Raw genomic sequence first — 24,107 nt, forward strand, 5'->3', positions numbered from 1 at the left:
TGTTGAGCTAAAAATTAAGAAAGGGATTTATTTTACCAGTTGCTTTGTGAAAGGCATTAGTTCCTCGATCTTGGCTACGATTCGCTTTTGCTCTTCGAGTGGGGGGAGTGGGATCATCATAATCAGAATACTCTTTCTGTCTATGCCCGGTATGACACCTTGTCCCCATTGTTTAATTAAAGCATGGTTAGCTTCCACAAAATACTTTACGTACATCATATTCAAATATCTTGAATTCTTAATAGACATTATCTGTCTTGCAATATGTGCTTCATCAACATCACAGATTACAGTTTTTCCATATCCAGAACCTTTACAAACCAAAAGGACATCTCCTGCATTTGCAATACATCTAGGTTCTTCCGTCCACCTGCTTACTGTTACACCTGTATTTGATAGACTGCTTGCTCCAGTTATATATGGAATTCCGTTGTTGGAATCGTTATACTTCTCAGGAGGGAAGTCTTGACCCGACAATAAATCAATCACATCACCTAGCCTAACCCATTTCCAACTCTCGGGAATGTCAAAGGGAATCTCCTCTTCCGATATGACAGGCAGGGGCTTCTCTCGCTTAATCTTGCCTTCCTTAACCAGCTTTGCTTTTTCTGCTTGAATCTGCTGATACAGTTCCTCGGCAGTTCCTTCCTCCTTCCGCTGTTCAACGAGTTTGCCTTGGATGGCATATTGCAATAGCGATTTTTGCATATCCTCCGGGAATTTCTTGTTGAGTTCCTCCACCTTGGCATGGGCGTCATCGTATTGTTCCACGAATGGTAGAAGTTCCTCAATCTTGGCTACGATGCGCTTTTGTTCTTCGAGTGGGGGGAGGGGAACCAGCGTAATTCTTACTTTATCTGAGTTTAAGTTATTAACAACTGCACCCGCTACTCTGGATTGAAATTGATTAAATACCATTGTCGAACTTAGTAGATAATACAAATAGTCCCTGTTAAAAATCTCTACCATCTGGCTTAAAACCAGCCAACCGTCATGGATGCAACCATCAATATTCAATATATATGGTCTGCCAAAACTCATTGAATTGCTTAAGAGAAAATCCCCTTTTCTTACATATCTGCTTTTGTTCATTCCTTCTTTTATGATTTTTTCGTTAGTGCTGTTAATATATTTCCCGCCCTTATCCGTATCTCCAATCTTAATCCAATTGATACCGTCAGCGGAGTTAGTTATATATGCTTTAATTGGTCTTGGGGAACCCCCTCGTGCAATCTCGAGTACGTCCCCCAGCCTAGTCCATTCCCAACTTTCAGGAATGTCGAACGGCATCTCATCTTCTGATATCTCCGGCAAAGGCTTCTCTCGTTTAATCTTGCCTTCCTTCACAAACCGTTCCTTTTCTGCTCGAATTTGTTCCAAAAGTTCTTTTGCCGTTCCTTCTTCTTGCCGCTGTTCAACGAGCTTGCCTTGGATCGCAAGCTGTAGGATGCTGTTCTTCAAGTCTTGTCCGTTCATCTCATTTACCCCCAAGCATGGATGTGATTTGCTCGAGTACATGATCGATTTCTGCGTTCAGAGATGCCCGTTTCTCCTGGTATTCCTGAATCAGCGCCATAGGTTCAAGGATGACTTCTTCCTCATGAGGAAAGCCACAAAGGTCAATGTTGTAGCTTCGGTCTACGATCTCTTGGATGGTGTACCGTTTCGCTTTCGGATGACCATCGACTTCGATCTCTTCCCGGTTATCCCACCATGCTAGGGCATCGGCGAAATGCTCCAATTTCATCGGACGCGTCTTCGAGAAATTCTTTACCCCCTCGGGCATATCGAGTCGGTAAAACCAAGTATCCTCAGTCGGTTTCGTGTGATCAAAGAACAAGATGTTCGTTCGAATCGACGTATACGGGGCAAACACGCTATGCGGCATTCTGACCACTGTATGGACGTTAAACTCGCTGAACAATTTCTTCTTTATGTTGAACTTCGCATTGTCCGTCCCAAACAAAAAGCCATCGGGAATAATGACCGCTGCCCTACCGTCTCGCTTTAAGCGGTACATAATCACATTCATAAAAAGGTCGGCCGTTTCCGAACTACGAAGCTCTGTCGGGAAATTGGCTTTCACGCTTTCCTTCTCGCTTCCGCCATAAGGAGGATTCATCAAGATGACGTTGAAAGGTTCCAGCTTCCGCATCTCTTTGTAATCCATCTCCAGCGCATTGCCGTGGAGGATGTCGGGGTCATCCAGATCGTGAATGAGCATATTGGTGACGCACAGTAGATGGGGCAAGGATTTCTTCTCGATACCGTACACCGACTGGTTATACATTTCCCGATTTTCGAGCGAGTTGCCGACTTGTGGCTCCAGCGCATTCAATGCCGAGGTCAAGAAGCCCCCGGTACCGCAAGCAAAGTCACCAATTTTCTCACCGAGTACAGGCTTAATCACCTCTACCATAAAGTCGGTAACAGCTCGGGGCGTATAGAATTCTCCGGCGTTTCCAGCGCTTTGCAGATCCTTCAGGAAGGATTCGTAGATCGCTCCAAATTCGTGGCGCTCCTTATACTCGGTGAAGTCAATTTCGTCGATAATATTGATCACTTGCCGTAAGAGTACACCGTCCTTTTGATAGTTGTTCGCGTCTTCAAACGCAGATTTTACGATGAGTTGCCGCATCGGCGTATCCTCATCGATCTCAATATTTTTAAGTGCAGGAAATAACCTGTTGTTGACAAATTCCAATAGCGCGTCCCCGGTCAACGCTTGTCCGTCTTTATGATCTACTGCCCAATCTCGCCACTGCAGTCCTGCTGGTATGATCGATTTATAATCATCGACAACAAGCTCCCACGTTTCTTCCTTGGCATCGTAGATTTTTAAGAACAGCATCCAAACGATCTGCTCGATTCTTTGGGCATCGCCATTGACCCCTGAGTCATTCCTCATGACATCTTGAATTCGTTTCACAATATTTCGTATGGTCATCGTTCGTACCTGCCTTATCTTCGATGTGGTTTATGCATAGTAAATTTCGTTCTTCAATTCTTGAACGGCTTTCAGGTAAGCCTCTTTACCCCCAAACGCTTTGACGATTTTCATCGGGCTACCCATCTGGGCGAATTCCTTGAGCATGAGCACCTTGGTGTCCTCGATTTCTTTAATTCCGTCATTGGCGTACTTATTCAGGAGTCCTTCAATAACTTGCTGCGCGATATCGGAGTACTGGTACAGATAATGCCGCTTCTTCACTTGTTCGGCTCGCTCTTTCTTGGTGAGCGGCGGTTTGTCGTAGGCAAGGTGGCAAATGAGGTCGAAATCATCCAATTCGTTATCGCCAAGTTCTGCTCTGACCGCATCAAGCCATACGCCGCGCTCTTGAAGTTCGTCGATGATGGCTTGTTTTTTATCGGCTTGGCTCCATGAGCGCAGGAAGTCGTCCAGCCGCGCATAATGCTGCAAGATGTTCTTCTTCGTGTAGTCGATCAGGCTCTCCGTGATGAGCTTACCATCTTGCCCCACATATTGCACGCGCTCGGAAAGCACCGTTACCGCCACGTCTCCGATGTAATATTTGCGGGGCTTCTCTTGTTCGCCATCGTCAGTGCTATTCCCTGACCCGGAGCCATATCCCGGCGTGTTTTCCCGTGTGCCTTCATCTCCACCTTCTGGTTCGGGGTAGCCAGCTTCCGGATCATCAACCGGATCATCCTGATCCAGATCAATGACCACCTCCGGTCGACCGTCAAAGGCGGGATCGGCGAACAGGCGACTGGAGTTCCGGAAGTCCATGATGGTAAAGTACGTTTTGCCGTACTCTTCAAGGAGCCGGGTACCCCGACCGATGATCTGCTTAAACTCGGTCATGCTGTTAATGTTATTTTCCAGCACGATCAGCTTGCACATTTTCGCGTCTACCCCAGTAGTCATGAGCTTGCTCGTGACCGCGATGACAGGATAGGGGCTCTCCTCATCAATGAAGTTTTCAAGCTGCGCTTTGCCTTCATCGTTGTCACCCGTAATTCGCATAATGTACCGATGATTCTGGGCATACAAGTCTTGATTCGCTTGGATCAGCGCTTGTCTCATCCGCTCCGCATGCTCAATGTCGATACAGAACACAATCGTCTTACTCATGCGATCCGTCTTCTGCAAAAACTCGGTGATTTTGGCTACGACGACCCTGGTGCGATCATCGATGACCAAGGTGCGGTCAAAGTCCTTCACATTGTACTCGCGATCCTCAATTTCATTGCCATATGTATCGATTTTCCCGGCTTCGGGTCGATAGCCTTCCAAGTCTTTATCCAATCCGATACGAATTACTTTATAAGGAGCGAGGAAGCCATCGTCAATGCCTTGCTTGAGCGAGTATTCATAGATCGGCTCGCCAAAGTATGAGAAGCTTGACGCATCCTGCGTCTCGATAGGCGTGGCGGTACAACCGATATGGGTAGCGGATGAAAAGTAGTCGAGAATCTTTCGCCATGCAGACTCTTCCTTGGCGCTACCCCGATGACACTCATCAATGACGATGAGATCGAAAAAGCTCGGCTGGAACTGTCGGAACGTTTCCTCGCCATCTTCGCCAGTCAATTGCTGGTACAGCGCGAGGTAAATCTCGTAGGAACTATCCAGATTCTTATTCTGCACCTTGGTCATCTTGCCGCCAAAAGGCTTAAAGTCCCCAGACATGGTCTGGTCTACCAATACATTGCGGTCGGCAAGAAATAGGATCTTCTTCTTTAACCCCGATTTCCAGAGCCGATAAATCATTTGAAACGTCATGTACGTCTTACCCGTTCCGGTGGCGCTCACGAGTAAGATGCGCTGTTGACCCCGTGCCACTGCATCGACCGTCCGATTGATCGCAATGCGCTGGTAGTACCTTGGCGTTTTATATTGCGGTACATAGTAATACGGCTCCAGCATCACTTGCTCTTCCGCCGCACTAATGTTCTTATCGCGTAAATAACGGCTATACAACTCATCCGGGGAGGGGAAGGCATGGAGGGGCAATTCGCGCACTTCACCTGTAATGAGATTCTGCTCGACGAAAGCATCGCCATTGGATGCGTAGACATAACTGATGTCCAGTGCCTTGGCATACTCAATGGCTTGCTGCAAGCCTGCACCTACCGGTTGTCGGTTGTCCTTGGCTTCAATGATAGCAAGCGGAAAGTTCGTTTTATAAAAGAGCACGTAATCGGCACGCTTCTTCCGACCGCGAGCCGTCATGCTGCCACGCAGTATGATCCTACCCGCCGTAAATGCATATTCCATCCGAACTTGTCGTTTCAGATCCCAGCCCGCATCCGTAATCGCTGGCGTAATATACTGGGCTTTAATATCTTCCTCCGATAACGATCCCTTTCCCATACGCCCATTCCTCCCCTCGTCGTGGGTAAGCCTGTTTACTCAAATTCAAATTCGACAATGTCGCCGATATTACAATTGAGACACTTGCAGATTTTATAGAGACTCTCCAAATTGACAGGCTGTCGCTTCCCAAGTCGAGCCAAGATGTTGAAGGTAAGCCCTGCCTGATCTTTCAGATCGGTCTTATTCATCTTCTTATCGATCAACAGTTTCCACAACTTATCGTAGCTGATCACCATATGAAGTCCTCCTATTGACAGTGGCGGACAAAACTACTCTTTCCATTATATCACATTAGTACACAGGGAAGTGAGGTAATCTTACGATAATGCAAGATTGAGAGTGGGGATGAGAAAAAGTGAAAGTCGTTGACTATCAACTGGCTTGGGTGTGGATATGAGAAATGGTTCCCCAAACAGCACCGGATGCACGATGCCTAAGCCTACCAGAGCACAAGATTGCCCCAAGGTTAGAAGCCACCAACTAGTACCACCTTCATACCGATCTCAGCGCGGCGGCTGACATCAGTTTGACAGTTGCCATATTCGAGGTTCAATTTGAGATGCCGCTGCATGAGGGAGAGCAGATGCCGCTCGGTCGCAGGGTCGATTTTCGAGTTGATATACATGGATAGGTTTGTTCATGAAAAACGCTTCCTTGGAAGTTTGTGTGTAGTAGATTTCTTGGGGCGTTGTTTCAAGATATTCTCATCGTTTTGGTTGAATTTGCTGGAATGAAATAAGCAACTGGAATGAGGGACTGGAGGTAGGATACATCTACGGAAACATGATACAATAGTTTTAATATTCAAGTTATTTAGAGGAAGTAGAGACATGGCTAGATGTACAGCCCCAGTAGAAGGACATCGTTCGGCGAGTGCCGCAGCCAACTGCCCAGCATGCAGAGGGAGTTATCGCCGCTATAGTAGTGGTGGCGGCTACAGCTCATACTCGCCCTCGCCTTACTCCACTTCCCTGACAAGTGGGGGCGGCAGAAGCAGCGGCGGCGGTTCCGTCCGCAGTTCAAAGCCGCGCTGGTCAGGAGCAGGTTCGGCTCTATTGTACACGTCCGAAGAAATTCGGTCATTAACACCAATCCGCAACAGCGTCGAAACCCTAGCAAAACAACCTGACCTTCGTGACGTCTTCCTTTGCCATGCGTGGGACAACAGGAAGGGAGCCGCCAAGGAGTTGCACGATCTGCTAGAGTCACACGGTGTCTCCGTCTGGTTTAGCGAGAAAGACATTGGCCTTGGTGTGCCGCTGCTTCGCGCTATTGACAAAGGCTTGGCCAACTCGCGAGTTGGAATTGTGCTTGTGACTCCTGCATTGCTACGCCGCCTCCCAACAGAGGGCATCGCCGACAAAGAACTTTCGGCACTCCTTGCAGGTGATCGGCTCGTTCCGATTGTGCATGATACAACATATGAAGCTCTCCGCGAAGTCAGTCCCTTGCTCGGATCACGAAGCGGATTGAACACTGCAGAAGAGCCCATGGCAGACGTCGCGGCCAAGCTCGCAGAGTTAGTCGCCCTTTAAGCTCTATTAATCTACCAAAGTTTGCTGTTCAGTTGGGACTGTTAGGATGCTTTGTTGTTTCACGCTTACTTGGCAGACGTCGTTGTACAAGGGTTAGAAAAGGAGACCTCGCTATATGCAAGGTCTCCTTTACTTTAGATTTGAGCAGTACTGTCATATCTCATTTCGTACCATCAATATTAGGCACTCCACATGATTGGATTGCTTTGATTTAGCATTTAAAACCAGCACGATGACTCCAATTAGAAGCCACAGGGTCAACGAATAGTTGCAGAAACACTACTGGCGCTGGAGACATACACTCTCTGCCATCCAACAACTAATTCTAGATACAAAAAAACGGCATCTCTGCCGTTTCGTCGTAGTTGTTTGGTGGACCTTAGCGGGATCGAACCGCTGACCTCTTGCATGCCATGCAAGCGCTCTCCCAGCTGAGCTAAAGGCCCATATAATTCCTTTCAAGGAAACGAATTACATGAAACGCTGGTATTCGATTTACAATCATTCTTGGGGCAATGTTTCCGACAACGACGTACTCCCAGCTGAGCTAAGGCCCCGTAAGCGACTTCTATATCATATAAAAAATCAGCAGGCATGTCAACACTTTTTCAGAACTTTTTTGATAATGCGCAGTGCCTTTTTTCCTTCTCTATATAATGTCACTTATCGATGTTGAGAATTTGGCGCCATGAGAGCGCCGGAAGAGCACCAGGGTCGTTTAAGAACCGTGGCGCTCTTACAGCTCCTGCACGTCCGTATCCTTGGACAGCAGACTTTTCAGTTCCTTCATGAACATATTGATATCCTTGAACTGCCGGTATACGGACGCAAACCGAACGTAAGCCACCTCGTCGACCGGATATAACCGTTCCATCAGAAGCTCCCCGATCTGGCGGCTCTCCACTTCCGCCGCCGCGGTATTGCGCAGCGCCTTCTCGACATCCGATACGATCATATCCAGCTGGTCCACGGATACCGGACGCTTCTCGCATGCCCTTATCAAACCGCGGAGCACCTTCTCCCGGCTGAACTCTTCGCGGCTTCCGTCCTTTTTCACGACGATCAGCGGCGTTTCCTCCACCATTTCAAAGGTTGTGAATCTCTTGCTGCACTGCTCGCATTCCCTGCGGCGGCGGATGGATTTATTCTCGTTGGCAGGCCTGGAATCCAGCACTTTCGTTCCGGCATAACTGCAATATGGACACTTCATAAGTTGTCTTCACTTCCTTTGTATTCAGCGTGATTCGCCCTTAATGGGCGTCAGAAAAATTTACCAGCAAAACTTTTGTCTTTTATGTTATGAAAATGCGAGACCCGAGACATAATACTTTTACCAACCCAAGGAGGTGAACTTAACATGGCACAAAGCAACAACAACTCCAACAACTCCAACAACTCCAACAACCTGGTTGTTCCTCGCGCAAACGCTGCTCTTGAGCAACTGAAGTACGAGGTAGCTCAAGAACTTGGTATCTCCATTCCACAAGACGGATACCAAGGTAACATGACTTCCTATGAGAACGGTTCGATCGGGGGATACATCACAAAGCGTCTTGTAACCCTGGCCGAGCAACAATTGGCTGGTCAATTCTCCGGTCAATAATTGATTCTTCCTTAAAAAAAGGAGTGTTGGCGGCTCGATGTAAGAGCCTGTCCAGCGCTCTTTTTTTCTTTAGAAGCCGCCCTTATACACATCCGTATATTGATTATAATAATAAATCACGCGCTGTACATAATGCCGGGTTTCCCCGATGGGTATACTCTTCACGTTCTCATAGGTTCCGTCCCACATGCCCTTGTTGATCCAATTCTTGACGTTCCCCGGGCCCGCGTTATAAGCGGCGATGGCGGCAATCGGATTGCCGTCCATTTCCTTGTGCAGATTCTGAATGTACCAGGTGCCCAGCTGGATGTTCGCATCCACTTCATTCTTTACGCTCAGCAGGTTCACCGACGGGAGCTTGGCCATTTCCATCGCCCAGTTCGCCGTATCCGGCATCAGCTGCATAATGCCCAGCGCCCCCTTCTTGGATTCCTTGCCCGGCTTGAAATTCGTTTCCACCCGGATGATCGAGGCCACCAGAAACGGATCGACCTCATAATAAGCGGCATGTTTGCGGATCTCATCCTTATAATGGATCGGATACAGCAGGGTCATCCAATTGGAACTTAGGAACAGCAGCGCTACAAAAGAAACGAACAGCAGGAGCAGCACCCTTTTTTTACGAAGCCACTTCATAACTGAACCAACCTGTTCCACAGGTTGTCCACCTGCTGCTGCGTTTCGGCCAACGTGCCGCTGTTATCGATCAGGATATCCGCTCGGAGCTTCTTCTCCTCAATGTCCATCTGGCTGCTAAGACGCGCCTCTGCCGCTTCCCGGGTAAGAGCGTCCCGCTCCATCAAACGCGCAAGCTGCAGCTCGCGCGGGACATAGACAACAGCGATCTGCTTCAGATAAGGATAGTCTTCCCTTGCCTCCAGAAGCAATGGAATATCCGCTACCACGAGCCGGTCGGGATGCTGCCGTTCATACGCCTCCGTCCGTTCCCGTATTTCCTGCCGGATTGCCGGATGTGTAATCTCATTCAATGCCGCTCTCTGCTCCGGATGATGGAAAATCATCTCCCCGAGCTTCTTTCGATTCAACGTACCGTCTTCAAACAGGATCGCTTGTCCAAAATGTTCGGTCACTTTACCCAGCACCGGATGACCCGGGAGCATCACTTCCCGGGCGATGATATCCGCATCGACGAGAAGCGCTCCCTTCATGGCCAACATGGAGGACACGGTGCTTTTGCCTGTTGCAATTCCTCCGGTTAAACCGATATTCATGACTTCACCTCATAACAGCTTCATTATACCCATGACAACTAATAAAAAAGCAGGCAAATACGAGATAAAACGCATGCCTCCCTTGGCCGCAAAACGGAGGCCGACCCGCATGCCCAGCACCAGAAATATCCCGCTGAACAAGGAAACCACGGCTGCGGTGCCTAGCGGCGAGAAACCCAGCATCGCTGCGCCGAGCCCGGCTCCGAACGCATCGAGCGATAGCGCGATCCCCAGCCACATCGCCTCCCATGGTGAGATGCTGCCGGAGTCGTCCAGATCCGCTTTCGTCGGGCTGCGGAGAATTTGAATGACGACGCCGATCTTCGGTATTTCAAGGGAGAATACCGCTCGCTGAAGCTGCTCTTGGCCTGCCGTGGTAACTTCACGTTGCGGTGTCCCTTGATGAATGGCTCCCGGCGTTTCCGTAAGCGATGCGGAAGAATCCACCCCGGATGCCGGCTGCACTTCAGGCTCGCTGCTTCTCCGAACCTGCTGATATAAAGACCATAGGCCCAGCAGTATCAAAATGGCAGCTCCGATCACGGATGCCGCAGACGGGGATAAGAACCGCTGCAGCAGCGCGCCTGCCTGCATGGAGACGCCAAGCACCAAACCGGAACACAGCGAGATGATCAATACAGACAGCAGCGGTATCCTTGTTTTGCGCAGACCGTATGTAACCCCTGCCCCAAATCCGTCCAGACTTAACGCCATGGCCAGCAGGGCAGACGAGAAAATATGACTGAGCACCCTTTTCCCTCCTCCAAAGCTCCACATCAAGCTGCTCATTCATGAAGAAGAGCTGCCGATGCGCTCCACATATGTTCCACATTATATGTGGGGGAGCAGGAATGGGTGCACGCCTATTCAATTACTTCTTGACCGGCTGACACTTCGGGCAGTAATGGGTCCCCCGTCCGCCGACCACGATCTTATGAATCGGGCCGCCGCACGCATGGCATGGCTTGTCCTTCCGACCGTAAATCTGATGGCTGTTCTGGAACATCCCCATCTCGCCCTGCCCGTTGACATAGGACTTGATGGAAGATCCGCCCGCGTCGACGGCTTCGGACAACGTATCCACGATCGCATGATACAATCGCTTAAGTTCGGCATCCTTCAGGCTGTTCGCGTTCCGCTCCGGATGAATCTTGGCCCGGAACAAGGCCTCATCAACATATATATTGCCGATGCCGACCACATATGCCTGATTCAGCAGCACCGCCTTGATCTTCGTTTTCTTGGTGCCGATGACTGTCTTGAAGGTTCCGAACGTAAACGTGTCATCCAGCGGCTCATAACCAAGCTTGGCAAGGGGAGCATGCTGGAACTCTTCCCCAGGCGCAAATAGATGCATCGTTCCGAATTGGCGCACGTCCTTGTACCGCAGCTCCGTCCCGTCCGAGAAATGGAAGATGACATGGGTATGCTTCTCCACCGGCTCCTCGGCTCGGTACACCCCGTAACGCCCCTCCATCCGAAGATGCGAAACGAGCACCAGCCCGTCCAGCAAGATCCGCAAAAACTTCCCGCGTCGCTCCACACCTTCCACGGTATGGCCCTTTAACATAAAAGCAAATGCCTCGATATCGTCAGGACGCTGGATAATCCGCGGCAGGTTCACGGATACATGATCTATATGCTTACCTTTAATCAATTGGTTCAGTGTTCGTTTCACGGTTTCTACTTCCGGCAATTCCGGCATAATGACTTCACCTCATCCCCCATTATACCGGAAGTTGGGACATAGCGGGACCATGGTTTTGTGGAAAGGTATGGTGCATAACCGCCTCCCTCTTCACCCCATGATCCCCCTTAATGAACCCTATCCGCCAGCACGCCGTGCAGCTTTTACTTTGCCTCGTACCAGTTCTCCCCATAGCTGACTTCCGATTTCAGCGGCACGGACAGCTTCAGCGCCTGACTCATCACGTCCGGCACCAATTCCTTCATGACCTCCAGCTCATCCTCCGGTACCTCGAACACCAATTCATCGTGCACCTGGAGCAGCATGCGGCTCTTCAATTGGCGCTCATGGAGCGCCTTGTCCATATGGACCATGGCCAGCTTGATGATGTCCGCGGCCGTTCCCTGAATCGGCGTATTCATCGCCGTCCGCTCCGCAAAAGAGCGCAGGTTGAAGTTGCTGGCGTTAATCTCCGGCAGATACCGTCTGCGTTCGAGCAAGGTCTTCACATACCCGTCTTGCTTCGCCTGCTTGACGATCACGTCCATATAGCGCCGCACGCCCTGGAACACCTCGAAATACTGGTCGATAAACGCTGCCGCTTCCTTCCGCGTAATGTTCAGGTTCTGGGACAGGCCATAGTCGCTGATCCCATACACGATGCCGAAGTTAACCGCCTTGGCGGACCGGCGCATATTGGAGTCCACCTCATCCATGCCGACTCCAAACACGTCCATCGCCGTCTTGGTGTGGATGTCCATGTCGTGGACGAAGGCTTCCTTCAGCCGTTCGTCGTCCGAGATATGCGCAAGCACGCGAAGCTCGATTTGGGAGTAGTCCGCTGCCAGAATGCTCCAGCCCGGTTCCGACGGAACGAAAACCTTGCGCAGCTTGCGCCCTTCCTCCAGACGGATCGGAATGTTCTGCAAATTCGGGTATTGGCTGCTCAGACGGCCGGTAGCGGCAATGGTCTGACGATAGTAGGTATGCACTTTGCCGGTTACGGATGAAATCTCCTTCAGCAGTCCTTCCACGTAAGTGGATTGCAGCTTGGCCAATGTACGGTACTGCAAAATCAAGCGGACGATATCGTGATAAGGCGCCAGCTTTTCGAGCACCTCGGCATCGGTGGAATAACCGGTTTTGGTCTTCTTGATGACCGGCAGCTCCAGCTTCACAAACAGAATTTCGCCGAGCTGTTTAGGCGAATTGAGATTGAATTCCGTTCCGGCGATCTCGTAAATCTCCTGAACGAGCTTCGCGATCTGCCCTTCGAACTCGCGTCCCAGCTCCTTCAAATCCTCCGCATTCACGGCGATTCCCTGCTTCTCCATATCGGCCAGAATGCGGGAAAGAGGCATCTCCAGATCATGGAACAGCGGGAGCATTTCATTCGCAGCCAGCTCCTTCTCCTGAATGGGAACCAGTTCGGATACGGCCAGGCATTTTCTGGCCATGTGCTCGCTGAGCTTCTCCACATCGGGAACCTTGTACTTGGCCCCTTTACCGAACACGTCCTCATCGGCTTGAAGATAGGCCAGACCGTACTTGGAGGCCAGACCGCTAAGAGTTTGATTCGATTCCGTAGGATCCAGCAGGTAAGCTGCCAGGTGAACGTCGAATGCCGCGCCGGCAAAAGCGATGCCCTGCCAATGCAGCGCCAGGTCAATACGGTGCAGGTCATACCCGCGTTTTTGGATCTCGCTATCGGCAAGCCAAGCACGGACAGGCTCCGCCTCTTCCGACTTCAGCACGTCAAACGGAATGAAGTACTGCCGCTCCTCCGTCGCGAGTGCCAGCCCGATCACGTCCGCATGATGGGGGTTGTCCCCATGCGTTTCCACATGGAGCACGGTCACTTGTGCCAGATGATCCGCAACCTCGGCAATGCCCTTCTCGTCCACAAGGGTCACGTCAATCTTCGCTTCAGGCTTCGACTCCGCCGCATCACCAGCGGCACCGCTTGTACTCAGGTTCAACCGTTCGATAAGCGATTTAAACTCGAGCTTTGCCAGTGCGGGACCAGCCGTCTCTTCATTCAGGCCCGTAAATGCCATTTCATCCAGCGACTGTTCCAGCGGCACTTCGCGGAAGATCGTAGCCAGCTTCTTGCTGAGTATGGCGGAATCCGCATGCTCCTCGATCTTCTCTTTCATCTTGCCCTTCAGCTCATCGGTCCGGGACACCACCGCTTCAACGGATCCGAATTCATGAAGCAGCTTCAGCGCGGTCTTCTCCCCTACTCCCGGAACGCCGGGAATGTTATCGGAAGCATCGCCCATCAATCCCTTAAGGTCGATAATCTGATCAGGCGTCAGGTTATACCGCTCCTTAATCTGTTCCGGTCCGTAATACTCGATTTCGGTGACGCCTTTGCGGACCATCGCGATCGTGGTATGCTCCGAAGCCAGCTGCAGCATGTCCTTGTCCCCGGAGACGACCATCACCTTGCGGCCGGCTTCGTCAGCCTGGCGGGTAATCGTACCGATAATGTCGTCGGCCTCATAACCGCCGATTTCGAATTGGGAGACGCCCAGGCCTTTCAGCAGCTCCTTCAGCAGCGGGAATTGTCCTGAGAGCTCCGGCGGGGTCTTTTGTCGGCCGCCCTTGTACTCCTGAAAATCCGCATGGCGGAACGTTTCCTTGCCGGCATCGAATGCCACCATCATATGCGTCGGTTTATGCTCCTCGATCAAGCGAAGCAGCATCGTCGTAAAGCCGTAAACCGCATTCGTCTGTTGTCCGCTGGCATTGGTCAGCGGCGGCATCGCAAAGAATGCCCGGTAAATGATATTATTTCCATCAATCAGAATCAGCTTGTCCATAGAACACCTCGCACCAATATTACTTCCTTTCCACATGATAACATAGGTTAACGCCAAATCCGAACAATCCGTTCGATTAACGGTGAATTCCTGTTTTCCCGCAAAATAGCCCCACAAAGTGGAGCCTGTGCTTCGATGCTTATTCCAAATACTTTGCGGGGGCCCCAAAACATATAAATGCGATGAAAGAATGGCCTCGCTTCGCTGGAGTTTTCTAAATGCTCGCAAAAAAAAACGCCGGCTTTCGCCAGCGTTTGACTAACATTTTGCTATTGATTGAGGTCGGGACGATGACCCGTTACGAGGTACACCGTGCTCTCGCCGATGTTGGTTGCATGGTCGGCGATCCGTTCGATGTAGCGTCCCACCATGATCAGCAGCATCGCTTGATTGGCCGAATCCGGATCGGATGTCAGATGCGAATACAGGTCCTGCAGAATGACGCTGTACAAGTGATCGACCTGATCATCATCCTGTGCCATTTTATAAGCCAGATCCGTATTTTCCGTCAGATAGGATTCGATGGATTCCGAAACCATCGCACGCACCATATCCGACATCCGCGGAAGATCCACCAAAGGCTTGATCAGTTTCTGGCCTTGCAGACGGATCGTAACTTTAGCGACATCCCGCGCCAAGTCTCCCATACGCTCCAAATCGCTTGCAATCCGGAAAGCAACCAATATTCGGCGCAAATCCTTTGCCACAGGCTGCTGGGTCACGATCAGGCGGGAGCCGATGTCCATGATTTGCTCTTCCATGTTGTTTAACTGCACATCGTTCTTGATAACCGCCTGCGCTTTCTCCGCATCCAAGGTCTGGAGGGACTCCACGCTGTTTGCCAGCGCCTCCTCCATATGCTTGCCCATATCCTGCAGCAAACTTCTCAGCTCATCAAGCTGCTGATCAAACTCAATTCTCCGGATCATGTATGATGCTCCTCCTATCTACTTTTAAGAAAGATCATTGTCGTAATAACGGCCTTAACCGAAACGGCCTGAGATATAATCCTCGGTACGTGCATCCGACGGCGTCGAGAACAGCGTATCCGTGTTTGCGGATTCAACCACTTCGCCATTCAGGAAAAATACCGTCTGCCCGGATACGCGTGCAGCCTGATGCATGTTGTGCGTAACCATGACGATGGTGTATTTGCTCTTCAGCTCCTGCACCAGCTCTTCGATCTTCAGCGTCGAGATCGGGTCCAGCGCGGACGTGGCTTCATCCATGAGCAGGATATCCGGCTGTACGGCAAGGGCCCGGGCAATGCACAGGCGCTGCTGCTGACCGCCGGACAGGCTCAGCGCAGAACGCTTAAGATAATCTTTGACTTCGTCCCACAGCACAGCCTGCTTCAAGCTTTGCTCCACGATTTGGTCAAGCTCCGCTTTATTGCGGATGCCGTGCAGGCGCGGCCCGTAAGCGATGTTGTCATAGATCGATTTAGGGAACGGATTCGGCTGCTGGAACACCATCCCTACCTGCTTGCGCAAGGCCTCGACGTGGACCTCCTCGCTGTAGATTTCCGTCCCGCCGATTTGCACGCTGCCTTCGATTCGGGTGGAAGGGATCATGTCGTTCATCCGATTCAGCGTACGCAGCAGCGTTGACTTACCGCAGCCCGACGGTCCGATGAATGCCGTCACCGTTTTCTCCGGAATGTCCAGATCGACGTTTTTAAGCGCATGGTACGTATCGTAGTATAAATTCAATTTTTTTATCTGTATGATGGATTCCATATCTTATTCATGTCTCCTTTTTCACGATTAGATCTGCTATGCGTCTCTTAGATGTTCTTCGAATACTTGTTCCGAATCCACACGGCTGCGATGTTCATGATGAACAGCATGATGAGCAGCAGGATGATACCCGAAGCTGCCAGTTCGTGGAATGCCTCACTTGGTCTGGATACCCAGTTAAAGATCTGGATCGGCATGACAGTAAACGAATCGAGCAGATTTTCCGGCAAGAAGGCCACGTACGTTAAAGCACCAATCATGATAAGCGGTGCGGTTTCGCCGATCGCACGAGACAAGGCCAGGATAACCCCGGTCATAATTCCAGGAATCGCTGACGGCAGCACGGCGCTGGATACCGTTTGCCACTTCGTTGCGCCCAGCGCGTATGAAGCGTCACGCCGGTTCTTAGGCACGGCGCGAAGCGCCTCCTGCGCCGCAACGATGATAATCGGCAGCACGAGCAGCGTCATCGTTAATACCCCGGACAACAGGCTGCGGCCAAGATTCATTCCGCGCACGAAAATCGCCAGCCCCAGGATACCGTATATAATAGAAGGAACCCCTGCAAGCGTACTGATATTCAGCTGAATGAGCCGAACCCAGCGGCTGCGGCCCGCATACTCTTCGAGAAAGATGGCCGCGCCCACGCCCAGTACGAAGGACAGTGGAGCCATGAGCAAAAGCAAATAAATCGTGCCGACAATCGGCGATTTCAGTCCTGCTTTATCCGCGATGCGCGACGGAAAGTTGGTGAACAGATCAGGCGAGAGCCGATGAACGCCATCCATCACGATCGTCACGATCAAAGCCATCAAAACAAGAATACCGATGCTGGTACAAGCCAGGAAAATCATATGCAGCGTCTGGTCACTACGGCGTCTCCGGTTGATTCCTTTGCTGTCCCCCAGATTCAATTGTTCCATCTAGTATTCCTCCCTGAAGCGGCGAGCGACCCACTGCGCCAATATATTAAGCAAGAAGGTGATGACAAACAAGGTCAAACCTACTGCAAAAATCGTGCCGTATTCAATCGTTCCTCGCGGAACGTCTCCCATGCTTACCTGAACGATATACGAAGTCATCGTCTGAATGCTTTCCAGCGGATTCAGCGTCAGCTGCGGCGTGGCGCCTGCAGCCACCGTCACGATCATCGTTTCGCCGATCGCGCGCGAGAATGCCAATACGAATGAGGACACGACCCCGGACAGAGCGGCTGGAAGCACGATCTTCAGCGCAACCTCGAATCGGGTAGCACCCAGCGCGTATGCCCCATGACGAAGACTCTTGGGAACAGCACGCATCGCGTCTTCGCTTAAAGACGAAATCATCGGCAGGACCATGATGCCGACCACGAGCCCCGCGCTAAGCGCATTGAATATCCCCATATCGGGAAAAATCTTTTGAAGGAATGGCGTTACGGTTTCAAGCGCAAAATATCCGTAAACAATCGTTGGTACACCAGCCAACACTTCAAGCACTGGCTTTACAACCCCCCGAACCCGGGCAGGAGCGTATTCATTGAGATAAATAGCGCATGCCAAGCCGATAGGCACTGCGAAAATGATCGCAATGCCTGTAATCAGCAATGTGCCGCCCAGCAGGGGCAGCACGCCGAATTCTTTTGGAGGGAGAATCGGACTCCATGTCGTTCCGGTCAAGAAGGACCATACCGGCACTTCCTTGAAGAAGATCACGGATTCCTGTAGAAGCGTATATACAATACCGATGGTGGTAAACACCGAAAGCATGGCACACAAGCCGAGCAGGATTGGAATGATTTTGTCTGAGATGCGCGTTTTGCTTCGACGGAATGTCATGCTTTTAGTGTTTGCCGCCACGGGTGAAGTTTTGTTCATTCTCCTCTTCCCTTTCTATGGGTTGCCCGAAGGATTCCCTTCGGGCATGAAATCTTTATTATTTTGCCAACTTGTCTTTTTCTTCTTGATACTGTTCGTCTTGAAGCGGTACGAAACCGACTTCGCCAGCAAGACTAGCGGCATTATCAAGGTAGAAGGTCATGAATGCACTCACTTCCGGGCGCTCAAGCTCTTTATCGTTTACGTAGAGCAGCAGCGGACGGGACAATGGAGCATAACTGTTATCCTTGATCGTTTCCATGCTTGGAGCTACGGTAGCTGTACCGTTATCGATCGGAACCAGCTTCAACTTGTCTTGGTTCTCTTCATAGAAGGAGAATCCGAAGTATCCGATGGAGTTTTTGTCGCCAGCAACTCCTTGTACGACTGCGTTGGTATCGGCACTGAACGTGATTTGGCTGTCGTTTCTGCTTGCTTGTGCTTCACCGTTAATCGCTTCTGTGAAGTAGTCGAATGTACCGTGGTCTGTACCAGGAGAGTAAATTTTGATTTCCTCAGCCGGCCATCCTTCGCGAACGTCAGCCCATGTTTTTACGGTGCTGTTCGGCTCGTAAATTTTCTTCAGCTCATCTACTGTCAATTTATCTACGAATTCATTGCTCGGGTTAACAACAACGGATAGTCCGTCATAAGCTACCAGAACCTCATGATAGGAAATGCCCTTGGATTTTGCTTCTTCAGCTTCACTGTCTTTAATTGGACGGGATGCATTGGAGATTGGAATCTCTCCATTGTTAAAGCGTTTGAAACCGCCACCTGTTCCGCCTGTTCCGATCGGAATGCGGACATCCGGGTTAGCTGCGCCGAACTCTTCGGCAATGGCTTCGGTCAATGGATGCAATGTACTGGAACCGTCAATTTCAATCGTTCCCGACAAAGCTGTTGTTGTACTTCCTTCATTTTGCTGTGCTGAACCGTTGTCTGTATTTTCTCCGGAAGCACCGCCGGAAGTTGTTCCTCCGCCGCATGCCGCCAAAAGCGTGCTCAGCATCAATACCAGTACGAGAATACCTGCTGGTTTACGACCCCTTCTTTTAAACAAACGAATCCACTCCTTCAAAATGGTTGTTGTCTCTAACTTCCTACTTACAATATTGATAATAATCCCGTAATGTAATAACAGTTTCTGAGAAATGTAAACGCAGTGTAAAATATTTTGATAAAACTAGATTCATAGGCTCGGCTTTTCTTCTAACGATCCGTTTAATCCTGCGAGCTCATCCTTCACCCGCTCCACGCGCCTAACGGTTTCCTCCGCCAGTTGATAAACCTGATTCCCCGACTTCTGAACCTTCTCGACGGCGGTCTCCATTTCGTTAAACATATCGGCGCCTTCCGTTACATACCCCTCACAGGACTGGATTTCCTTCAGCGAAGATACGGCGCCAACGGCTGTATCTCCCGCCAGCCGCTGGATGTGCTCCAGCAGCTGGGCGATATCCCCTGACAGCTTACGCGTTTGTTTGGCCAGCGACTGCACCTCTGCCGCGACCACTTGAAATCCCCGCCCATGCTCTCCGGCATGCGCAGCTTCAATCGAAGCATTCATTGCCAGCAAACTGCTTTGATTGGCCAGCTCGGTAATCATGCCGGTTATCGAGGAAATGCGGCTGGCATCCGCAGCGAGCTCGGCGGCCTGCCCTTCACGCTTCGTCATATCCTCCACAAGGCCAAGATAAGAGGTTCGGACATGGTCAAGCTTCTTCTTACCCGTCTGGGACCATTCCCTCATCCGTATACATTCCGCATTCGTTCTGGCTGCCGCCGCTCGAACCTCGGTCAACGAGGATTGGATGTTCCCGGTATGCCGGAAGCTTTCCTGAAGAATCAGCTCCCGCTTCTCTTCCGCTTCCGTTTGGAGACCGCTTGACAGACTCATTAAATCCCGTACGGTAAGCACGCCCAGCAGGCGGTCAGCCTCCGTCATCAGGACGCAATCATAAAATTTCGAATCCGGGCGCTGCAGGGCCAATTGCAGCAGTGTTCCTACCTTCTCGGTCACATCGACCTTCATCGGTTGATGGTCCCCAAACTGGAAGGCCGGCCTGGAATAATACAGGTCAACGGCAAACCGGCCCATCATTCGCCGGTAAAAAACATCCCGCATGATCAGCCCCGACGGCCTGTCTGCCTCATCGCAATAAATAACGCAAGGGATATGCTGATCCTTCGTAAAAACATTCAGCACGTCGAGGCAGGTTTCGGATTTTCGGATAATAGGGACCTTTCTTATGTACTGCCGATATAATGCGCCTGCTTCAGGTTTGCTTGCTGATTGGCCATCCATTGCCGCCTCTACTTCCGCTTCGGTTCTCTCTGTCTGATTCGGTTGGCATTGAAGCAGTGTCATGCGCCCTCACCCCTTGATTGATCTGGTCCTTTAGACGCATCTTAACGGACAAGTGTTATGGGAATATTCCGGAATGATTAAGGGAGTGTAAACGAAGGAGGGATGTTGGCAAGAATATGAGGCATTGGACATGCTTAGGTCCTGCCCAAAGACCCAAAAAAAATACTCCGCATCATTTCAAATCGAATGATGGGAGCCTTTAATGGGATTTACCACAAGTTTATAACCAACTCCGCGGATGGAGTCGATGTGTACGGACTCAGGATCAAGTTCAAGCTTCTTGCGCAGGGAGCTCACGTGAACGTCGACGGTTCGCTGTCCGCCGATATAATCGAAGCCCCAGACCACGTTCATCAGATCGTCCCTTGTTAACACCACGCCCGGTTTCTTGGCCAGATAGAGAAGCACCTCGAATTCTTTCGGACGGAGATTAATGCTCTGACCGCCAAGCCGCACCTCGTATTTCTCAGGATAGATTTCCAGCTGTCCTAGCGAAATGACGTTGCCTTGATTGTCCGTCGTCTTTACCTCGTCAGCATGGCCGGACACCCGGCGCATGACGGCCGATACGCGAGCCAGTAGCTCGGACACGCCAAACGGCTTGGTAATATAGTCATCCGCCCCCATCTTCAAACCTTGAACAACTTCCTCTTCGGCGTTCTTCGCGGTCAAAATGATGATCGGCGTCGTAATTCCGTTACTGCGTAGTTTCTCTAAGATCTGAAAGCCGTTCATGCCAGGCAGCATAACATCCAGCAGGATCAAATCGTATTCATGTTGTGACGCTTTCTCGTAACCTGCCGTACCGTGTTCCTCTACTTCGACTTGAAAGCCTTCCTGCGTCAAATTGTAAGACAACAGCCGCGAAAGTGTCGGCTCATCTTCGATGACAAGCATGCGTTGCGTCAATGGTACCCCCGCCCTTATCTTGTTAATTGGACTGCTCATGCAAGTATATCAACAGAATGTTAACGGAGTGTTAACTCCCTGTATCGTGGGTTTCCTGCAGGATCGGAAGCTCGATGATGAAGGAGCTTCCGATGCCCAGCTCGCTTTCCACCTTGATGGTTCCGTGGTGAAGATCCACCAGATGCTTAACGATCGATAGGCCGAGCCCCGTTCCGCCGGATCCGCGCGAACGCGCTTTATCCACCCGGTAAAATCGTTCAAAAATGCGGGGTAGATCCTTCTTCGGAATGCCAATCCCGGAATCCTTGACCACGAATTCCACGAAATCATCGGCACTCCCGTTATTATGCTTTTCACGCGCCGTTAATTTTACTCGTCCGCCCTCCTGCGTGTAACTGATGGCATTCGAGAGAAGATTCATAAATATCTGGCGAAGCTTATCCTCATCGCCTTCCATAAACAACTCCTCCGGAACGTCGAGCTCCAGGCCGATCCGCTTCTTCTCCGCTACCGTGCGCATCATTTCGGATATCGTATCGAAGAACGCCGACAGATGAATCGGCGAGTAATCCATCTGAATCCGCTTCGATTCGATCTTGGACAGCTCCAGAATGTCACCGATCAGACGGTTCAGCCGTTCGGATTCGTCATAGATGATCTGGAGGAAAGAACGTGACGTCTTCTCGTCGGTAACTCCGCCGCCGAGCAGCGTTTCGGCAAACCCTTTCACCGCAGCCAGCGGGGTCTTCAGCTCATGAGACACATTGGCAACGAATTCGCTTCGCATGCGTTCGAGCCTGCGGATATCGCTAACGTCCTGCAGCAGGAAGAGCATGCCGCGCCGATAAGGCTCCTGCTCTTCCTCTTGCATCATCGTCACTCCGTCAATGCGGATAATCGATTCCACCGGATAATACACGTTGCGTTCCTCATGGAAGTCCGCTTGGCTTCCAAGGCCTTCCTCCATCAGTTTGGTCAATTCATAATGCTGCTTCAGCTCGCGGTACGATTTCCCGGTAATCACCTCGGCGTTAATGCCGAGCATTTTCTCAGCGGCCCGGTTTACAAGGATGATTTGGCCGGCTCCGCTAACCAAGACGATGCCCCCTGTCATATTGTTGAGGACGCTTTGCAGCAAGTCTTCGTTATCCCGTATCGTCCGCAGCTGGGTTTGAAGGCTGTCTGCCATTCCATTGATGGCTTGCGCCAATTGACCGATCTCGTCCTTACGGTGAATCTTCACTCTCGCATCGTATTCCAGACGCGAGATCCGTCTAGCTACGCGCGTAATCTTCTCAAGCGGCGACGTCAACCCTTGAGCGACGCGGTAGCTCACCAAGGCAGCAATCAGAAATAACACCAGCAGGCCGATCCCCATGACGGTCCAGCCTTGCTTGACTCCCTGATCGACTTCCTTCAGGCTGACGGACAACCGAACGAATCCATCGAAATTCTCCCCGGCCTTGACCGGGAGAGCGACATACAGCATATCCTGCTGAAGCGTATCGCTGCGGCGAATGGTACTCCCGCGGCCTTCTTTGACCGCTTGAAGCATCTCCTCGCGATAAGCATGATTATCCATGGTCAACGGGTCGCTTTCCGAATCCCCGATCACCCTGCCGTCCTTCAGTATGAACGTCACTCTCGCATCGGACAGCTCCTCCAGCTGCAAGGACCTGTCGGTATAATACGAAACGGCTTCCGCGCCGTCCGTATCCGGGAACTCCATCATGGTCTGCAGGAGCCGAATCTCCCGGACCATATTATCCTCCAGCAGCTGGATATGGGACTGTTTGAACACCGTCACCATAGCCAGGCCTGCCGCAAGCATGGATAACCCGATTAAAGTAAGCATAATCAGAGTCAAACGGTTGCGATACTGCTTCATGGTCTCTCCTCTTTCTGCTTCATGATCATTTGGGATAACTTATCGCCCGTGTCCGTCTTCGGTGGAACAGTGCGTGAATGACCGTTGCGGCCGGCTGTTGAAACATAATGCCCAGCACGACCGGAATGGACGCCTGGGGCGAAAAATACGATGTCGCCAGCACCATCCCGAGGGATATATTCCTCATGCCGGACGCGTAGGTAAACGTAATTTGCATGTCCTGTGTCCGTCCCGGCATCGCATAGGAGCCAAAGTAGCCGAGTAAATAACAGATCACGATCAGGGCAACGACAACCGGGATGACCACCAGCATTTCCTCCTTCATGCCTGCGGCATGGGGAGCGATAGCAGCCGCGTTCAGCATCACCACAAGCATGAAAAACAGCTTCGATATCGGCTGCGTCACGGGAGCCGACCACTCCTTGATCCGTCCTTTGGATACCTCATACAGCATCACCCCGATCAGAGTGGGCAATACCACCATAGTCAGCAAATCAAGTATCAGCTCGGACGCATTCCATGCAACCAGTGCATCTCCGATAAACATATCCATCAGAGCCGGCACGACCAAGGGACTGAGTATGGTGTCCAGCACCACCACCGCCAAGATGAACGGAACGCTGCCGCCGGAGCTTCCGACCCACATCACCGAGGATATCCCGAGCGGAATGATCGCGAACAGCAGCAAGCCTATCGTATAGTCCGAGTCCGCGCCGAATACGGCCGAGCCCAATCCATAGGCGAGCACCGGTGCGGCCGCATGGGCGAGAAACAGCGTCAGCATGACGGCAAACGGGCGTTTCAGCACCCCTTGCAGATGGCGGATGCCGCAGCCAAGCGCCATGACCAGCGTAATATAACCGAATAGATAAGGAATCCAGTGAACAAGGTCCAGCAGCACGTCCGAGAGCAGCCAGCCTAGCACCAGCGACCCGGGAATCAAGAGAAAGGTGTACTTTTCAAACCAAGATGCAAAGGCCAGTCCAAAACTTCTCAACAGTTTCCTCCTATGACTGAATTGACGTATTTGACTTTCATCATAAACCGGGGCGATCCGAACCGCAACGAAAATTCGAAATAAGGCTCCCGGCTTGCGCTCAACAAAAAAGCACCGACCGGCA

At 51.1% G+C, this 24,107-nt stretch carries 21 protein-coding genes and 1 tRNA gene; 2 read left to right on the forward strand and 20 right to left on the reverse strand.

Annotation, left to right across the window (positions count from 1 at the left end; translation table 11 throughout):
* Nucleotides 1-27 precede the first annotated feature (27 nt).
* The 4 genes from AC3RCL_RS24165 to AC3RCL_RS24180 are packed head-to-tail and all read right to left on the reverse strand — an operon-like array spanning nt 28 to nt 5,577.
* Nucleotides 28-1,476 carry a restriction endonuclease subunit S gene (locus AC3RCL_RS24165; protein WP_492532482.1) on the reverse strand — a complete coding sequence of 483 codons (1,449 nt, stop codon included), beginning with the start codon at nt 1,474-1,476 and terminating at the stop codon, nt 28-30.
* A gap of 1 nt (nt 1,477) precedes the next feature.
* Nucleotides 1,478-2,947, reverse strand: coding sequence for a class I SAM-dependent DNA methyltransferase (locus AC3RCL_RS24170; RefSeq protein WP_492532484.1), 1,470 nt, complete (start codon nt 2,945-2,947; stop codon nt 1,478-1,480).
* 30 nt (nt 2,948-2,977) lie between these two features.
* Entirely contained in the window at nt 2,978-5,338 is a 2,361-nt protein-coding gene (gene hsdR / locus AC3RCL_RS24175; RefSeq protein ID WP_492532486.1) for an EcoAI/FtnUII family type I restriction enzme subunit R, read from the reverse strand.
* Between the two features lie 35 nt (nt 5,339-5,373).
* A complete protein-coding gene (locus tag AC3RCL_RS24180; RefSeq protein WP_280207871.1) occupies nt 5,374-5,577 on the reverse strand; it encodes a helix-turn-helix domain-containing protein in 204 nt (67 codons plus the stop codon).
* Between the two features lie 819 nt (nt 5,578-6,396).
* On the opposite strand from AC3RCL_RS24180, the gene AC3RCL_RS24185 reads away from it, so the two are divergent.
* Complete coding sequence (locus tag AC3RCL_RS24185) at nt 6,397-6,876, forward strand: toll/interleukin-1 receptor domain-containing protein (protein ID WP_492532489.1); 480 nt, start codon at nt 6,397-6,399, stop codon at nt 6,874-6,876.
* A gap of 370 nt (nt 6,877-7,246) precedes the next feature.
* Here the strand turns inward: AC3RCL_RS24185 and AC3RCL_RS24190 are convergent.
* Both AC3RCL_RS24190 and nrdR read right to left on the reverse strand, forming a co-directional pair.
* Nucleotides 7,247-7,322 (reverse strand) — tRNA-Ala (locus tag AC3RCL_RS24190).
* A gap of 290 nt (nt 7,323-7,612) precedes the next feature.
* Complete coding sequence (gene nrdR, locus AC3RCL_RS24195; protein WP_006212015.1) at nt 7,613-8,086, reverse strand: transcriptional regulator NrdR; 474 nt, start codon at nt 8,084-8,086, stop codon at nt 7,613-7,615.
* Nucleotides 8,087-8,233: 147 nt separating this feature from the next.
* Here nrdR and AC3RCL_RS24200 point away from each other — a divergent pair, with 147 nt between their 5' ends.
* Entirely contained in the window at nt 8,234-8,479 is a 246-nt protein-coding gene (locus tag AC3RCL_RS24200) for an alpha/beta-type small acid-soluble spore protein (RefSeq protein WP_492532492.1), read from the forward strand.
* 69 nt (nt 8,480-8,548) lie between these two features.
* Here the strand turns inward: AC3RCL_RS24200 and AC3RCL_RS24205 are convergent, their stop codons facing one another.
* The 14 genes from AC3RCL_RS24205 to AC3RCL_RS24270 all read right to left on the reverse strand — a co-directional run bounded on the left by AC3RCL_RS24205 (nt 8,549) and on the right by AC3RCL_RS24270 (nt 23,983).
* Nucleotides 8,549-9,115 carry a lytic transglycosylase domain-containing protein gene (locus AC3RCL_RS24205; RefSeq protein WP_015736970.1) on the reverse strand — a complete coding sequence of 189 codons (567 nt, stop codon included), beginning with the start codon at nt 9,113-9,115 and terminating at the stop codon, nt 8,549-8,551.
* Entirely contained in the window at nt 9,112-9,711 is a 600-nt protein-coding gene (gene coaE, locus AC3RCL_RS24210) for a dephospho-CoA kinase (RefSeq protein WP_492532494.1), read from the reverse strand. Before coaE ends, AC3RCL_RS24205 begins: the two co-directional genes overlap by 4 nt.
* A gap of 9 nt (nt 9,712-9,720) precedes the next feature.
* The gene (locus AC3RCL_RS24215) at nt 9,721-10,461 is read right to left on the reverse strand and encodes an MntP/YtaF family protein (RefSeq protein WP_492532496.1); all 741 of its coding nucleotides are present in this window, start codon (nt 10,459-10,461) and stop codon (nt 9,721-9,723) included.
* 121 nt (nt 10,462-10,582) lie between these two features.
* On the reverse strand, nt 10,583-11,416 hold the full coding sequence (gene mutM, locus AC3RCL_RS24220) for a DNA-formamidopyrimidine glycosylase (protein WP_213579542.1): 834 nt from the start codon (nt 11,414-11,416) through the stop codon (nt 10,583-10,585).
* Nucleotides 11,417-11,562: 146 nt separating this feature from the next.
* On the reverse strand, nt 11,563-14,223 hold the full coding sequence (polA, locus tag AC3RCL_RS24225) for a DNA polymerase I (protein ID WP_486049406.1): 2,661 nt from the start codon (nt 14,221-14,223) through the stop codon (nt 11,563-11,565).
* Between the two features lie 269 nt (nt 14,224-14,492).
* Nucleotides 14,493-15,152 carry a phosphate signaling complex protein PhoU gene (gene phoU, locus AC3RCL_RS24230; RefSeq protein ID WP_015736975.1) on the reverse strand — a complete coding sequence of 220 codons (660 nt, stop codon included), beginning with the start codon at nt 15,150-15,152 and terminating at the stop codon, nt 14,493-14,495.
* A gap of 54 nt (nt 15,153-15,206) precedes the next feature.
* Entirely contained in the window at nt 15,207-15,962 is a 756-nt protein-coding gene (gene pstB, locus AC3RCL_RS24235; RefSeq protein ID WP_009594645.1) for a phosphate ABC transporter ATP-binding protein PstB, read from the reverse strand.
* A gap of 47 nt (nt 15,963-16,009) precedes the next feature.
* Nucleotides 16,010-16,885: a phosphate ABC transporter permease PstA gene (pstA, locus tag AC3RCL_RS24240; RefSeq protein WP_096776306.1), complete on the reverse strand. Its 876-nt coding sequence runs from the start codon at nt 16,883-16,885 to the stop codon at nt 16,010-16,012.
* Nucleotides 16,886-17,779: a phosphate ABC transporter permease subunit PstC gene (pstC, locus tag AC3RCL_RS24245; RefSeq protein WP_009594642.1), complete on the reverse strand. Its 894-nt coding sequence runs from the start codon at nt 17,777-17,779 to the stop codon at nt 16,886-16,888.
* 97 nt (nt 17,780-17,876) lie between these two features.
* Nucleotides 17,877-18,881 carry a PstS family phosphate ABC transporter substrate-binding protein gene (locus tag AC3RCL_RS24250; RefSeq protein ID WP_009594622.1) on the reverse strand — a complete coding sequence of 335 codons (1,005 nt, stop codon included), beginning with the start codon at nt 18,879-18,881 and terminating at the stop codon, nt 17,877-17,879.
* 129 nt (nt 18,882-19,010) lie between these two features.
* Nucleotides 19,011-20,189: a methyl-accepting chemotaxis protein gene (locus tag AC3RCL_RS24255; RefSeq protein WP_486049411.1), complete on the reverse strand. Its 1,179-nt coding sequence runs from the start codon at nt 20,187-20,189 to the stop codon at nt 19,011-19,013.
* A gap of 177 nt (nt 20,190-20,366) precedes the next feature.
* Nucleotides 20,367-21,098: a response regulator transcription factor gene (locus AC3RCL_RS24260; RefSeq protein ID WP_015736978.1), complete on the reverse strand. Its 732-nt coding sequence runs from the start codon at nt 21,096-21,098 to the stop codon at nt 20,367-20,369.
* Nucleotides 21,099-21,168: 70 nt separating this feature from the next.
* A complete protein-coding gene (pnpS, locus tag AC3RCL_RS24265; RefSeq protein ID WP_192570845.1) occupies nt 21,169-22,986 on the reverse strand; it encodes a two-component system histidine kinase PnpS in 1,818 nt (605 codons plus the stop codon).
* A gap of 25 nt (nt 22,987-23,011) precedes the next feature.
* Entirely contained in the window at nt 23,012-23,983 is a 972-nt protein-coding gene (locus AC3RCL_RS24270; RefSeq protein ID WP_277746729.1) for a bile acid:sodium symporter family protein, read from the reverse strand.
* Between the last annotated feature and the right edge of the window lie 124 nt (nt 23,984-24,107).

Source organism: Paenibacillus sp. MT86, from assembly GCF_058792535.1.

Excerpts from the sequence above, each read along its gene's own strand:
- AC3RCL_RS24165 (WP_492532482.1), bottom strand. The coding sequence starts at position 1,476 with ATGAACGGACAAGACTTGAAGAACAGCATCCTACAGCTTGCGATCCAA.
- AC3RCL_RS24170 (WP_492532484.1), bottom strand. The coding sequence starts at position 2,947 with ATGACCATACGAAATATTGTGAAACGAATTCAAGATGTCATGAGGAAT.
- hsdR (WP_492532486.1), bottom strand. The coding sequence starts at position 5,338 with ATGGGAAAGGGATCGTTATCGGAGGAAGATATTAAAGCCCAGTATATT.
- AC3RCL_RS24180 (WP_280207871.1), bottom strand. The coding sequence starts at position 5,577 with ATGGTGATCAGCTACGATAAGTTGTGGAAACTGTTGATCGATAAGAAG.
- nrdR (WP_006212015.1), bottom strand. The coding sequence starts at position 8,086 with ATGAAGTGTCCATATTGCAGTTATGCCGGAACGAAAGTGCTGGATTCC.
- AC3RCL_RS24200 (WP_492532492.1), top strand. The coding sequence starts at position 8,234 with ATGGCACAAAGCAACAACAACTCCAACAACTCCAACAACTCCAACAAC.
- AC3RCL_RS24205 (WP_015736970.1), bottom strand. The coding sequence starts at position 9,115 with ATGAAGTGGCTTCGTAAAAAAAGGGTGCTGCTCCTGCTGTTCGTTTCT.
- coaE (WP_492532494.1), bottom strand. The coding sequence starts at position 9,711 with ATGAATATCGGTTTAACCGGAGGAATTGCAACAGGCAAAAGCACCGTG.
- mutM (WP_213579542.1), bottom strand. The coding sequence starts at position 11,416 with ATGCCGGAATTGCCGGAAGTAGAAACCGTGAAACGAACACTGAACCAA.
- polA (WP_486049406.1), bottom strand. The coding sequence starts at position 14,223 with ATGGACAAGCTGATTCTGATTGATGGAAATAATATCATTTACCGGGCA.
- phoU (WP_015736975.1), bottom strand. The coding sequence starts at position 15,152 with ATGATCCGGAGAATTGAGTTTGATCAGCAGCTTGATGAGCTGAGAAGT.
- pstB (WP_009594645.1), bottom strand. The coding sequence starts at position 15,962 with ATGGAATCCATCATACAGATAAAAAAATTGAATTTATACTACGATACG.
- pstA (WP_096776306.1), bottom strand. The coding sequence starts at position 16,885 with ATGGAACAATTGAATCTGGGGGACAGCAAAGGAATCAACCGGAGACGC.
- pstC (WP_009594642.1), bottom strand. The coding sequence starts at position 17,779 with ATGACATTCCGTCGAAGCAAAACGCGCATCTCAGACAAAATCATTCCA.
- AC3RCL_RS24255 (WP_486049411.1), bottom strand. The coding sequence starts at position 20,189 with ATGACACTGCTTCAATGCCAACCGAATCAGACAGAGAGAACCGAAGCG.
- pnpS (WP_192570845.1), bottom strand. The coding sequence starts at position 22,986 with ATGAAGCAGTATCGCAACCGTTTGACTCTGATTATGCTTACTTTAATC.